The organism is Acetobacterium bakii (genome assembly GCF_001263355.1).
GTDB classification, from domain to species: Bacteria; Bacillota; Clostridia; order Eubacteriales; family Eubacteriaceae; genus Acetobacterium; species Acetobacterium bakii.
In genome coordinates this window covers 43,177-55,401 of record NZ_LGYO01000019.1, presented here as the reverse complement: position 1 = coordinate 55,401, position 12,225 = coordinate 43,177, and the positions used below count along the sequence as shown (strand labels likewise).

General features: G+C 40.5%; 13 protein-coding genes. 6 read left to right on the top strand and 7 right to left on the bottom strand.

The window, feature by feature from the left end:
* Positions 1-12: 12 nt before the first annotated feature.
* Together AKG39_RS08125 and pyrB are read right to left on the bottom strand one after the other, a co-directional pair.
* Positions 13-447: an aspartate carbamoyltransferase regulatory subunit gene (locus AKG39_RS08125; protein WP_050739884.1), complete on the bottom strand. Its 435-nt coding sequence runs from the start codon at positions 445-447 to the stop codon at positions 13-15.
* Positions 440-1,369 carry an aspartate carbamoyltransferase gene (gene pyrB, locus AKG39_RS08120; protein ID WP_050739883.1) on the bottom strand — a complete coding sequence of 310 codons (930 nt, stop codon included), beginning with the start codon at positions 1,367-1,369 and terminating at the stop codon, positions 440-442. The genes AKG39_RS08125 and pyrB overlap by 8 nt, the downstream gene beginning before the upstream one ends.
* Positions 1,370-1,654: 285 nt before the next feature.
* Here pyrB and AKG39_RS08115 point away from each other — a divergent pair, with 285 nt between their 5' ends.
* Positions 1,655-2,548 carry a fumarylacetoacetate hydrolase family protein gene (locus tag AKG39_RS08115; protein WP_050739882.1) on the top strand — a complete coding sequence of 298 codons (894 nt, stop codon included), beginning with the start codon at positions 1,655-1,657 and terminating at the stop codon, positions 2,546-2,548.
* Here AKG39_RS08115 and AKG39_RS20675 read toward each other — a convergent pair.
* From AKG39_RS20675 to AKG39_RS08095, 5 genes are all read right to left on the bottom strand, one after another.
* On the bottom strand, positions 2,538-2,669 hold the full coding sequence (locus AKG39_RS20675) for a hypothetical protein (RefSeq protein ID WP_278277927.1): 132 nt from the start codon (positions 2,667-2,669) through the stop codon (positions 2,538-2,540). The two genes, AKG39_RS08115 and AKG39_RS20675, sit on opposite strands and share 11 nt — an antisense overlap.
* 255 nt (positions 2,670-2,924) lie before the next feature.
* The gene (locus AKG39_RS08110) at positions 2,925-3,725 is read right to left on the bottom strand and encodes a hypothetical protein (RefSeq protein WP_050739881.1); all 801 of its coding nucleotides are present in this window, start codon (positions 3,723-3,725) and stop codon (positions 2,925-2,927) included.
* Positions 3,722-4,621: an ABC transporter ATP-binding protein gene (locus tag AKG39_RS08105; protein WP_050739880.1), complete on the bottom strand. Its 900-nt coding sequence runs from the start codon at positions 4,619-4,621 to the stop codon at positions 3,722-3,724. The genes AKG39_RS08110 and AKG39_RS08105 overlap by 4 nt, the downstream gene beginning before the upstream one ends.
* Positions 4,622-4,799: 178 nt before the next feature.
* Positions 4,800-5,684 carry a 16S rRNA (adenine(1518)-N(6)/adenine(1519)-N(6))-dimethyltransferase RsmA gene (gene rsmA, locus AKG39_RS08100; protein WP_050739879.1) on the bottom strand — a complete coding sequence of 295 codons (885 nt, stop codon included), beginning with the start codon at positions 5,682-5,684 and terminating at the stop codon, positions 4,800-4,802.
* 350 nt (positions 5,685-6,034) lie between these two features.
* On the bottom strand, positions 6,035-6,682 hold the full coding sequence (locus AKG39_RS08095) for an HAD hydrolase-like protein (protein WP_050739878.1): 648 nt from the start codon (positions 6,680-6,682) through the stop codon (positions 6,035-6,037).
* A 396-nt stretch (positions 6,683-7,078) separates the two neighbouring features.
* Here AKG39_RS08095 and AKG39_RS08090 point away from each other — a divergent pair, with 396 nt between their 5' ends.
* Genes AKG39_RS08090 through hisB form a run of 5 tightly spaced genes read left to right on the top strand, consistent with a single transcriptional unit; the run spans position 7,079 to position 11,890 of the window.
* Positions 7,079-8,335 carry an ATP phosphoribosyltransferase regulatory subunit gene (locus AKG39_RS08090; RefSeq protein WP_050739877.1) on the top strand — a complete coding sequence of 419 codons (1,257 nt, stop codon included), beginning with the start codon at positions 7,079-7,081 and terminating at the stop codon, positions 8,333-8,335.
* A complete protein-coding gene (hisG, locus tag AKG39_RS08085) occupies positions 8,336-8,956 on the top strand; it encodes an ATP phosphoribosyltransferase (RefSeq protein ID WP_083439468.1) in 621 nt (206 codons plus the stop codon).
* Positions 8,957-8,968: 12 nt separating this feature from the next.
* Entirely contained in the window at positions 8,969-10,249 is a 1,281-nt protein-coding gene (hisD, locus tag AKG39_RS08080) for a histidinol dehydrogenase (RefSeq protein WP_050739876.1), read from the top strand.
* Positions 10,249-11,313 (top strand): histidinol-phosphate transaminase, encoded by a 1,065-nt coding sequence (hisC, locus tag AKG39_RS08075; RefSeq protein WP_050739875.1) that lies wholly within the window; start codon positions 10,249-10,251, stop codon positions 11,311-11,313. Before hisD ends, hisC begins: the two co-directional genes overlap by 1 nt.
* Positions 11,303-11,890 (top strand): imidazoleglycerol-phosphate dehydratase HisB, encoded by a 588-nt coding sequence (hisB, locus tag AKG39_RS08070; RefSeq protein WP_050739874.1) that lies wholly within the window; start codon positions 11,303-11,305, stop codon positions 11,888-11,890. The genes hisC and hisB overlap by 11 nt, the downstream gene beginning before the upstream one ends.
* Positions 11,891-12,225 lie beyond the last annotated feature (335 nt).

Here is a 12,225-nt window from a genome sequence, read left to right as displayed (position 1 = left end):
CCCTCCTTCTCATTATTCTTTTTCCATAAATGTCGTGTAGGCGTCGCAATATTCACAGCGATATTGTTTTTTATCTTCATTTACCAGATAAAACTTAATTTCCTTAACCTCTTCGTGCTGGGTAATGCACCTGGGATTTTTGCATTTCATAATTCCCTCAACAACCTTCGGCAGGGTCAGTTTGATTTTCTTGTACATTTCCCCATCCTTAACAAAGTTAATGGTAACATTGGGATCGATGAGGCCTAACACATTCATATCAATCGGCAGATCTGTTTCAATTTTGATCAAGTCTTTCTGTTTCATTTTTTTACTGGGAATATTTTTCAAAAGCACCACCACATCATCAATATCATTAAGATGCAACTCTTTATATATTTCGAAACCATGTCCTGCTTCAATATGATCAATAATAATGCCTTTTTTCAACTTCGATACATTAATCATTGTTATCCTCCACACCTAAAAGTTTTGCAATCAGGGCCATCCGTACGTACATCCCACACTTGGCCTGTTTAAAGTAAACAGCCCTGGGATCATCATCCACCTCGATGGCAATTTCATTTACCCGTGGTAAAGGATGCATGACAATCATATCTTCCTTGGCTTTTCTCATTTTCTTTTTATCGAGAATATAATAATCCTTCAACCGCAGATATTCTTCCTCACTCACAAAACGTTCCCGCTGAACCCTGGACATGTAGAGAATATCAAGTTCTCCGATGACATCATCCAGGTTGGTCGTTTCCCGATAGGAATCGGGATTCAATTGATGAAGAATATTCTCCGGCATTTTCAATTCTTTTGGTGATATAAAGATAAACGTAATCCCCTCATAGCGGTTCAATGTTTTTACCAGGGAATGAATGGTTCTCCCAAAAAGAAGGTCACCGCAAACCCCTACCACATGGTTATCGCAACCGCCTTTGTATTTTCGGATGGTTAATAAATCCGTTAAGGTTTGGGTCGGATGCTCATGTCCCCCATCTCCGGCATTAATAATCGGCATTTCTTTGGCAAACTTTGAAACAAGTCGAGCGGTTCCTTCTCGGGGATGTCTGATGACCGCAATATCTGAATAGCATTCAATGGTACGAATGGTATCCCCCAAACTTTCGCCTTTTGAAACCGATGAATTGTTGGGATCATCAAATCCGATAATTTCTCCGCCCAAACGCAGCATCGCAGCTTCAAAGCTGAAACGTGTCCGGGTGGAGGGCTCATAAAAAAGGCTGGCTAATAATTTCCCCTTACAAACCAAAGAATAACCCTTTGGGTTTGTAATAATATTATCAGCCAGCTGCATTATCGATTCAATTTCTTCTATTTGGAAGTCGCCAGGTTCGATCAAATGTCTTCCTTTTAACATAGTGTTCCTCCTATCATTTTCTCTGTTTATGGGCAAAAAACAAGCCGCCTAAAAAAATAGCGGCATACTTTGTGAGAGGCATTTTTTCCTTCTTCAATGTATTTTTTTTTATACCCTTTAAGCCACGCTCTTTAAAAGTTAGCATACTTATTTACATTAATAATAATTTAAATCCCGGAAATTGTCAATGCTCTTTAACTAAAAGCAAGTGGAAGATTCAGATAATTTCTGTAGAATTCCAATTCAAAAAATGATATGATGAAAAAAAACAAGGAGGATTTTATTATGTATTTCGTAACGTATCAGTATAACGCTTTTAGTGAAGGTGGTATTCTCACCGAAGACACAAAAAAAGTTTTGCCCATAACAACCCTGGGCAAACTCATGGGAATCAAGCTTCCCGAGCGTTTAATCGATTTTATCCCCCTGGCCACCGATGACTTATTATCGAAGATTTCCAATATTATTGCTCAAAATCCAAACCTGGGTATCGATCTTGGTTTGGTAAAACTGCTGGCACCGATCCCTAAACCGCCCCGGAATATTTTCTGTCTTGGTAAAAACTACGCTGACCATGCCAAGGAAATCAAAAACATCCCTTCCATGGGTGATGTTCCTGAAAGTCCCATTTATTTCTCCAAGCTGCCAACCTCGATTACCGGTCCTGACACGGTGATTTTATCTCATGCCAAAACCACCAAGCAAATTGATTATGAAGCGGAACTCGCCATCATCATCGGCAAGGAAGGGTTAAATATTTCAAAAAATGAAGCTGAAGATTATATCTTCGGTTACACCATCGCCAATGATATAACTGCCAGAGATCTTCAAAAGAAGCACTCCCAATGGTACAAAGGCAAAAGCCTGGATACCTTTTGCCCCCTGGGCCCGGTTATTGTCCATAAAAACAACCTGCCCATTCCCTTTGACCTTGAATTGACCTGTCGTGTCAACGGTGAAGTAAGACAACATTCTCACACCGGCAATATGATTTTTGACATTCCCACCATTATCAGTGATCTTTCCCAGGGGATGACCCTGCTTCCCGGTGACATTATCCTCACCGGCACCCCTGCCGGCGTCGGCATTGCCCAGAATCCTCCGCAGTTTTTACAGCACGGCGATGTGATCGAAACCGAAATCGAAAAAATCGGCATCCTCAAAAACATTATCGAATAAAAAAAAACGCCAGCTTCCACTGACGTCTGAGTTCGTTGACAAACTCGTCCTGGGGACAATGGTAAATCGTTGTCGGCTGCATGATCGGACAGGCAAAGCCTGTTCGCCATGATGCCGACAACTGATGTTACGATTGTCCCCAGGACTTACTTTTCAGCTTTATCTGCAAACTCAAACGCCAGATTTCAGTGGCTTTTGAAACTGAAGACAAAGTAATTTGACAAACCTCGTTGTGGATTTTTATTTCATCAGTTGTGTGCATCAAGGCGAACAGTCGCTAGACTGTACGCCTTGTAGCACACAACGATAAATAAATGTCCGCAACGAGGTTTGTCACCACTCACCCACCAGAAGAATCTGACGTATTTTTTCACCCTTAAATCGGAAGGCGTTTAAATTGGAAAATTGCGATGCTGCCGGCGAACAGAAGCAGGATAACCATTATAAAGAATGAATTAATCGTTCCAGCATTTACGGTCCCGCTGACAAGGTTCATTCCGTTAAAGGAACTATACAGTGAGTAATCTTTTAGAAATGCGGTTCTTTCTGAAAGCCCACCCAGCATATTCAGTAAAAAGAATAACACGGGAATCCCCGCGCCAAAGGCCAGGGACAGTCTTGTATCGTTAAAAATACAGGAAAAGAAAAAGCAAATCATTCCGATGGCCATAGTCATGAGACAGGCCGAAAAATTAAGTTTTCCAAAAACAGAAATATCCAACAGTCCTTTGAATAAATTTTCACTGACGCCTATTCCAACAAAATAGAGAATCGAAAAAAGTAAGATTATCGAAAAAAGCATATATGCACCCTGGGTTACAATGATTTTAATACGGCTATTTGGTGTTGACAGCAAACTTATAAATGAACCCTCATAAACCCATTTTGCAACCAAACGATTCCCCAGGACAATACAATACACCATGGGGAAAAGATAGATTAAAAAACCATAGTACAAGCCGGCGATAAATCCGGTTAAACCGGTATCAACTGTAGGAAAGCCCAGAGCATTTACCAGCCTCACGGGAAGTAGTGACAACATATCCATTAGGGCACCTGCACCGCTTGGATCATACATGTAAATAATAACCGACAGATAAATCGACATTAAAATCCCAAAAACAAGCAACAAAACAATATTATTTTTTATATCTTTTAAAAATAATGGTAAACTCATGCTTTTTTTGCCTCCTTGCCATAGTGTTTAAGAAAAATTTCTTCCAATGTTTGAGTGTTTGAATTGAAAACAAGAACTTTTTCATTGGCAAGCACCTTTACCAGAAGACCAATCCGATCTCCAGGCGAAAAAATTTCGAAATCCTTTTCAGTAAATTGTTTAAAACTAAAACCATAGCGTCTTAATTCCTCAAGATTCGGAGGGGTGCCAAATTTAACCAGGTAAGACTTGGTTTCCGCTGACTTCAATGCAATGATATCATTTTCTTCAATAATTCGTCCCTCTTTTATGATCCCAACCCGGTCACAGGTACGCTCAACCTCTTCAAATCGATGTGAAGACATTAAAATCGTTTTTCCCCGTCTTTTTTCCTCTAAAATCAAATCCACAAAACGCGTTTGCATCAGGGGATCCAGGCCGCTTGTGGGTTCATCGAGAATCAATATCTCAGGGTCATGCATGAAAGCAGCAACAATAGCCAACTTTTGTTTCATTCCTCTTGACATTCGTTCAATTTTTTCCCGGGTATCCAATTCAAAACGCTCAATTAAAGATTCCCTTATTTTGAGTCCCTTTGCTTGCTTTGTTCCCCGCATCTGTGTCATAAAATTAAGAAATGCGTTTCCCCGCATTTCTTCAAAAAATGCAATCTCTCCGGGAACATATCCGAGTATTTTTTGAATTGATGCGGTTTGCTTTGCACAATTAAGCCCCTTGATGGTTGCAACCCCTTTATTCGAACGACTGAATCCCAGCAACATGCGAATCGTTGTGGTTTTACCTGCACCATTTGGTCCAATATAACCAAAAACCTCGCCCTTTTTGACTTTAAAATTCAAGTCAAATATGCCTTTTCCATTTGAATATTTGAGCGTGGTATCTTTCACTTCTATCATACTGTTTTCTCCTCGCATAAAATTAAAATATTCAGGTAATTTTGAAACTGCTCTGAGTTTTACTGTCAGTTTACCTGAATTATTTTTGTAAACCAACAGTAAAGCAAAATAGTTTAGTATTTGTAAGTTTCACTACTGCCTGAATTTAAAACACTTAATTTTTTTTAATAGAATATGCCTACTTGCTAACCGGTTCTTCGGGTATTCCATATGCATAAAGGCCATTTGCAATTTTTGCAAACTCGGATCCTGTTAACATTTCTCCTCGTATACCTGGTTCAATGGCACACTCCTTGAGCACTTCAAGGATGATTTCCTTTTCATAATTCGTGTTCATTGAGAGACCATTAATCAAAGTCTTTCGTCGATTCAAAAAACTGGCTTTCACCACCGAGAAAAACAGCTTCTGATTTTCTAAATGAATTCTTGGTTCAGCCAGCTTCTTAAATGAAACCACAATTGAATCCACTTTTGGTTTGGGCATAAAAACATGGGATGGCACATTAAAATCAATGGTTACATCCGAGTAAAACTGAGCTGCAATGCTTAATGAACCATAGGCTTTTGTTCCCGGTTTCCCGCAAAGACGTTCTCCTACCTCCTTTTGTATCATAAAGGTCATTCCCTCAAAGGGTAAATCCGACTCCAGGAAACCCATAATAATTGGAGTAGTCACATAATAAGGTAAGTTTGCGATAATCTTAAGCGGCATCTTTCCTAAATCATCGCCTAGGATTTCACGAATATTTGTTTTTAATATATCACCCTGGATAATTTCGACATTGGTACAATCTGCCAATGTTTCTTTAAGTACTGGAATAAGTTTTTTATCAATTTCTACCGTAATAACTTTTTTGGCACACTCACTCAGAACCTGGGTCATAGTTCCGATTCCGGAACCTATTTCCAAAACAAGATCCTCTTCCCCGACTTCCCCGGCATCAACAATTTTTCTGACAATATTTTCATCAATAAGAAAATTTTGTCCAAAACGTTTATTAAAATGCAATGCGTTTTTTCTTAAAATAGTTTCAATCACACGTGGTGATGTTAATTTTTCCATAATATCCTTTCATTTTTATGCGCTATGCCTAAAATAGCACCTGGCGCAATTGATTTATTATACCCTTAATTCTCCATTGCGTGAAGTCTTTTGGAGCAGATTATTTTCATTGTCCATAATTCTTTTAATTTTTGAAGTGATTTTTCAGTTTAAAACATTAAGAATTATCCATAATATTGTGAATTTTAGGAACACTTAAAAAAGACATTTGTCGGTTAAACAAATGTCTCTGGGGATCACAAACGACTTTGAGTCACGCTGTTTCATCATGTTATTCACATCAAGTCGAAGGATGCGCCTGAATCCTCCAGCACATAACCTTAATAAAAGTCCGAAATTTATCAAAATATTTATGCGAATGTATTTTTCTTTTTAACAATGTCAATGACATCCCACAGGTTTTCAATCATATAAGTTGGATGACAGCGTTCAAGAGCTAGGGGTGTATTATATCCCCACTTCACCGCAACAACATCAACTCCCACCTTATGACAGGCATCGATGTCGCGGGTTTCGTCCCCAATGTATAACATTTCTGAGGGATCAAGGTCATATTTTCGCAGCACCTTTTTTATTTTTTTGCTTTTAGACATTAACGCCGAACACATAACAAATTCAATTTCTTCCCGTAGATTATAAGTATCTAAAAATTCAATCACAGTTTTTTTTATATTGGAGGTTAATATACCTACATGATCGGTATCTTTTTTCAGTTCGGTAAAAAAGGAATGAATATCCGAAGAAAAAGCCCAAATTTCACTGGATTCTTCTCGCATAAGCTTTTGTCCTTCGCTCAAAGCTCTGGGCAACCGATAAAAAGGAATATCCACAATCTCCAAAATTTCTTTCATATGAAGATTTTTGATGTGCTGCAACTCTTCCATGGTCACCGGGCTGTATTTGTATTTGGATGCAAGTTTATTGTATATATTGAAAGCTTTTTCTTCGGTGTCGGCAAGTGTGCCGTCAAAGTCAAAAACCACACATTTGTAGGTCATAGATAACTCCTCTTTTTTTTGATTTAGGGATTGTACTAATAACCCTCGATTTATACCATCAGTTTATTCTCAATGATTTTAAAGTCATTCAAAAAAACATGGGCCAATATTCAATTTAATTTCATATCATTTATAGTATACTATAAAGTTCCCTAGTCCAATAGATTTTTTTTGCTAAATCAATCCCACCCTTAAGTAATTTGTTCGATTCCGGTATTTCAAAAGTCCAATCTTAACTGGACAGCCATATACACAAAGTTATTTGCCTTGAAATCATAAGTATACTATAATTAATAAGGATTAAAAACCGATTAAATGCTTTGACAAATTAAAAATTAGTGGTAAACTATAAATAACGCTTTACCAAACTAACGTAATGAAGTGCTGGAGGTGCTCATGCTTTTAAATTCTACCATTGATGGCTTTGAAAATATTCAACATCAGGATTATTATTCACTTGAAAAAATTATTAATAAATTGACCACCCTCTATCGTCTCTATGGGTATCATCAAATTTCCACACCTACCTTTGAAACCTATGATCTCTATGTCGGAGAAGATTCAATTCCCAGCGATGATCTGTTTAAGCTCGTGAATCATCAGGGAAAGGTATTGGTTTTAAAACCCGATGCCACCCTGCCGGTGACGCGAATGGCAGCGATGAACCATCCCAACGCTGATGAGGTCATTAAATTTGCATACCAAACTAATATCTACCGAAATTTTTCAAGTCCTGAAATGATTAAAAAAGAAATCACTCAAATCGGCATTGAATATTTTGGCAATGACAGCCCCGAGTGCGATGGCGAAGTCATTGGTCTTGCCATTCTTTCTCTTTTAGAGAATGGGGTCAAGGATGTTCATATTGATCTTGGCCATGTGGGATTCATCAATTATCTTTTTGAGGAATTGGCTTTATCTTCCTTTGAAAGAGAAATGCTTTTTCAATACATTGAAAATAAAAACATCGATGACATTGCCTGCTTTCTTAAACCCCTTGATTTAAGCGCTGAGGCCAAAGCGATTATTATCAAGCTGCCCTCGCTCTACGGCGAACCGAAAGCGGTGCTAAAAGAAATGAAAACGCTTTGTCTAAACGAAAACATGGCCGGGGTTGTCGAAAAGATCGCTGAAATTTATTGTCACCTGGAAGTCATGGGCCTTGCCAGCTATGTCAGCTTCGACCTTGGTTTTACCAATCAGATGAACTACTATACGGATATTAATTTTAAGGGTTATATCAATAACTGGGGTGAACCGGTGATCAGCGGCGGCCGTTATAACAACCTCTCGGAAAAATTCGGGATTCCCCGACCTGCCTGTGGTTTTGCCATTGACTTGATGAAGGTGATTGATTACATGGAACAGGAAAACCTGTTACCAATGGATACTCAAAAGAACCATGTAATCTTTTATGGGTATGATGACAAATCAGCGGCCTATGATCTGGCCAATAATTTAAGAGCAAAGGGCGAGATTACTGAAGTCTTTATGATCAAATCCGACTGGGGCTATCATGTCATATCTATTAGAGAAAACCCATTATATAAAAATGCAGAAATTTACTTTTTATCCCAGGGAAAGCTTTGTATTGTTGAAAATGATCAATACATTTCTCTGGAAGCCATAACTTTCGAAAGCGAGGTAAACTAAATGGTTATCCGGTTTGCCCTGGCAAAGGGTCGTGTTGCTAAAAAGGCCATCGAATTATTAATTGCTCTTGGTTATATTTTTGAGGAATATTCAGAAAAAAGCAGAAAGCTTATTTTTACGGATACCACCGGTACCATCGAGTTTTTTCTGGTGAAATCTCCGGATGTTCCCACTTACGTGGAAAAAGGCGCTGCGGACATCGGAATTGTCGGTAAGGATGTATTGTTAGAACACCCTGCCCAGGTTTATGAACTGCTAAACCTAAACATAGGCCGTTGTAAAATGTGTGTTGCGGGATTTGAAGACCGTCCTCTGCCCTATGGGAAAAAAATGGTGGTGGGCACCAAGTATCCCACCATCGCCAAAAATTACTTTAACGCTAAAAATCAATTGGTCGATATCATAAAAATAAATGGTTCGGTTGAACTGGCACCCCTTATCGGCTTATCGGATTGTATTGTTGACATCGTTGAAAGCGGAAATACCCTCAAAGAGAACGGACTGGTGGTGCTTGAAGAAATCTGCGACATCAGTTCGCGAATGATTGTGAACCAGGTAAGCTTAAAAACCAAACGAGAGCTGATTGATCCCATCATTCGGACATTCGAAACCCAGCTTTAGAAAGGAATAGAAATGAAACTTATTAATTACAATAAAAACACAAACTTGATTAAACTTCTGAAACGCAATGAAGAAGAACAGGATGATATCCGAAATGCGGTCCTGGAAATCATCAAGGGCGTAAAAAAAGACGGCAACTCCGCCCTTTTATATTACACCAAAGCCCTTGATAAGTGCGAGCTTACCCATCTTCAGGTGACTGAGGAAGAAATTCAAGAAGCCTATGATGCTGTTCCTGAATCACTGCTGGATATTATGCGAGAGGCTGCTATCAATATTCGCTCCTTCCATGAAAAGCAACTGGAGAAAACCTGGACCTATGCCCCTCTGCCTGGGGTTATTCTGGGGCAGCATATCACTCCCATTGAACGGGTTGGCCTCTACGTGCCGGGCGGAAAAGCAAATTACCCCTCCACCGTATTAATGGATGCCATTCCCGCCCTGGTTGCCGGGGTGCAATCCCTGGTGATGGTCACCCCTCCCGGACGGGACGGAAAAATCAATCCGACCATTTTAGCCGCCGCTAAAATTGCAGGTGTTCATGAAATTTATAAGCTTGGGGGGGCCCAGGCAATTGCTGCCCTGGCCTATGGCAGCGAAACCATAAAACCGGTGAATAAAATTGTCGGCCCTGGAAATATTTACGTGGCCACGGCCAAAAAGGAAGTTTTTGGGAAAGTCGACATTGATATGATTGCGGGTCCCAGTGAAGTACTCATTATTGCTGATGAAAATGCCAACCCGGTCTATGCAGCCGCCGACCTGCTATCCCAGGCTGAACATGATGAATTGGCCATGCCTATTTTGGTCACCACATCACAAGTCCTTGGCGAACAGGTTATTGAAGAAGTTTATCGACAAATTGAAGAAGACCTGAATCGCAAGCTTATAGCTAAAAAATCTGTGGATGATTTTGGTTTTGTTTTTATTGTTAAAAATCTGGATGAAGCTTTTTCACTTTCCAATGAAATCGCCCCAGAACATCTGGAACTGCTCATCGAAAATCCCATGAATTCTCTGGAAAAGGTAAAAAATGCCGGGGCTATTTTTATGGGGCCCTATACACCAGAGCCCCTGGGCGATTACTTTGCCGGACCAAATCATACCCTGCCCACCTCAGGCACCGCAAAATTCTCATCCCCACTGGGTGTTTATGACTATATGAAGAAGTCCAGTATTCTTTCATATAGTCAGGATGCCCTGGAGAATGTCTATGAAAAAATAGCCACCTTTGCCCGATCCGAAGGTCTGGATGCCCATGCCAAAGCAGTTGAAAGGCGGTTTGAAAAATAATGGATAAACTAATCAGAGAAAATATTAAAAACCTTAACGCTTATAAAGTCGATGCCCCACAGTATGAAATAATTGTGAATGCCAATGAAAGTCCCTATGACTTTCCAATGGTGTTAAAACGCAAATTCTGTGATGAAATATGCAATACCGATTTAAATCGGTACCCCGAGGCCTGTTTTCCCGAATTATTAACAGAGCTCCATGCCTATACCGGTGTTCCCGAAGAAGGGATCATCTGCGGATCCGGTTCCGATGAACTCATTGCCATGATTAATCAGGCCTTTGTCAATCCCGGTGACGTCATTGTTTCCCACTCCCCGTCTTTTGCCATGTATGATATCTGGGCAACCATTGCCGATGCCAGACATATTCGCGTCGATGATCTACCCGAGCATGTACCGGATATTGACACCATGATTGCCGAAGCCTGTGAACACAATGCCAAACTACTGTATATGTGCAACCCTAACAACCCTACCGGTTATACCTTCTCCAGGGAAGAAATCATAAAAGTACTCGATGCGGTGCCCTCGCTGGTGATCTTAGATGAAGCCTACATTGAATTTTTTGGCAAGTCCGGGGTGGATTTAATTAAATTCTATCCCCGCCTTTTAATCCTGCGAACCCTTTCAAAAGCCTTTGGTTTGGCTGGCATTCGCTGTGGTTATGCGCTTGGGAACAAGAGCATCATTGACATCCTCTATAAAGTGAAAGGCCCCTATAATCTGAATGTCCTGACCCAAAAACTAGCTGTCATCGCCCTTAAAAATCGGGACACTATTTTACGCAACCTTGAAATTTTTAAAGCCGAGCGCGAAAAGGCCATGGCCTTCCTGAAAGCGTTGAACGCCTTTAAAATTTATCCCTCCGGCTCAAATTTCATTTATTTTGAAGCCCCCCAGGCCGAAGCAATCTATGAAGCCCTGATAAAAAAGGATATCCTCATTAAATACTTTAAAGAGTCCGATCGACAACCCGGAAGCATCCGCTTTTCCATGGGAAAACCTCAGGAAAATCAGAAGATTCTGGCAATTATCAAGGAGGTCGTATACAATGAAGCGTAAAGTAACATTAAACCGAACAACCGCTGAAACCGCCATTCAATTATCTTTAAACATTGATGGCAACGGCCAGTGCGAGGTCAGTACCGAAGTTGGTTTTTTTGACCATATGCTCACCCTTTTCACCAAGCACGGCGGTTTTGATTTAACCATTAAGGCCACCGGCGATACCGCCGATAACCACCACGTCATCGAGGATATCGGCATTCTCCTGGGCAAGGCCTTTTATGAGGCTTTGGGAGATAAAGCCGGCATCAACCGCTATGCTTTTCAGCTTACCCCCATGGATGAAGCCCTGTGCCGCGTCTGTGTGGATATCAGCGGCCGCAGCTACCTGGTTTATGATGTTCCCCTCACCCGGGAGTTCATCGGCGATTTTGAAACCGAGCTTTTAGAAGAATTTTTCATGGCCTTTGCCAGCAACAGCAAAATATCCCTTCATGTTGCTTCCCTTTACGGGTCCAACAACCACCATATTGTGGAAGGGATTTTCAAATCTCTGGGCCGAACCCTAAAAGAAGCCTGTGCCATTAACCCCGAAAACAAGGGCATCCCTTCAACCAAAGGAATCATCGAATAAACAACCCGTGAAGCTCCGGACAGCCAATTACTCCCGGTTTTGCTTCGCCGACATGTATTAATCGTTGTGTGCCGCAAGATCGGACACCTTCGGAGTTCGCCTTGATACACACAACTTGATGTAATACATGTCGGCGAAGCGCCTTTAGGTTTTGTGTAGACTGTCCCACGAAAAGCCGAGTAAATGCATTTTAAAACAAACTGCAATACCATGCTGTCGGTTGATATCAACCGACAGCGCGGATCATCGAATCTAATTGCTATTACCAAAATTAAACAGATAATTACGAAACTCAAAAAATCGAACAAATGCTGCTTTGATGTCAGTTTTCACAA

What these genes read in the sequence shown, in the direction of transcription:
- hisC (WP_050739875.1), top strand. Translation starts at nt 10,249, where the DNA reads ATGGATAAACTAATCAGAGAAAATATTAAAAACCTTAACGCTTATAAA.
- AKG39_RS08115 (WP_050739882.1), top strand. Translation starts at nt 1,655, where the DNA reads ATGTATTTCGTAACGTATCAGTATAACGCTTTTAGTGAAGGTGGTATT.
- hisD (WP_050739876.1), top strand. Translation starts at nt 8,969, where the DNA reads ATGAAACTTATTAATTACAATAAAAACACAAACTTGATTAAACTTCTG.
- hisB (WP_050739874.1), top strand. Translation starts at nt 11,303, where the DNA reads ATGAAGCGTAAAGTAACATTAAACCGAACAACCGCTGAAACCGCCATT.
- rsmA (WP_050739879.1), bottom strand. Translation starts at nt 5,684, where the DNA reads ATGGAAAAATTAACATCACCACGTGTGATTGAAACTATTTTAAGAAAA.
- hisG (WP_083439468.1), top strand. Translation starts at nt 8,336, where the DNA reads ATGGTTATCCGGTTTGCCCTGGCAAAGGGTCGTGTTGCTAAAAAGGCC.
- AKG39_RS08110 (WP_050739881.1), bottom strand. Translation starts at nt 3,725, where the DNA reads ATGAGTTTACCATTATTTTTAAAAGATATAAAAAATAATATTGTTTTG.
- AKG39_RS08095 (WP_050739878.1), bottom strand. Translation starts at nt 6,682, where the DNA reads ATGACCTACAAATGTGTGGTTTTTGACTTTGACGGCACACTTGCCGAC.
- AKG39_RS08105 (WP_050739880.1), bottom strand. Translation starts at nt 4,621, where the DNA reads ATGATAGAAGTGAAAGATACCACGCTCAAATATTCAAATGGAAAAGGC.
- AKG39_RS08090 (WP_050739877.1), top strand. Translation starts at nt 7,079, where the DNA reads ATGCTTTTAAATTCTACCATTGATGGCTTTGAAAATATTCAACATCAG.
- pyrB (WP_050739883.1), bottom strand. Translation starts at nt 1,369, where the DNA reads ATGTTAAAAGGAAGACATTTGATCGAACCTGGCGACTTCCAAATAGAA.
- AKG39_RS08125 (WP_050739884.1), bottom strand. Translation starts at nt 447, where the DNA reads ATGATTAATGTATCGAAGTTGAAAAAAGGCATTATTATTGATCATATT.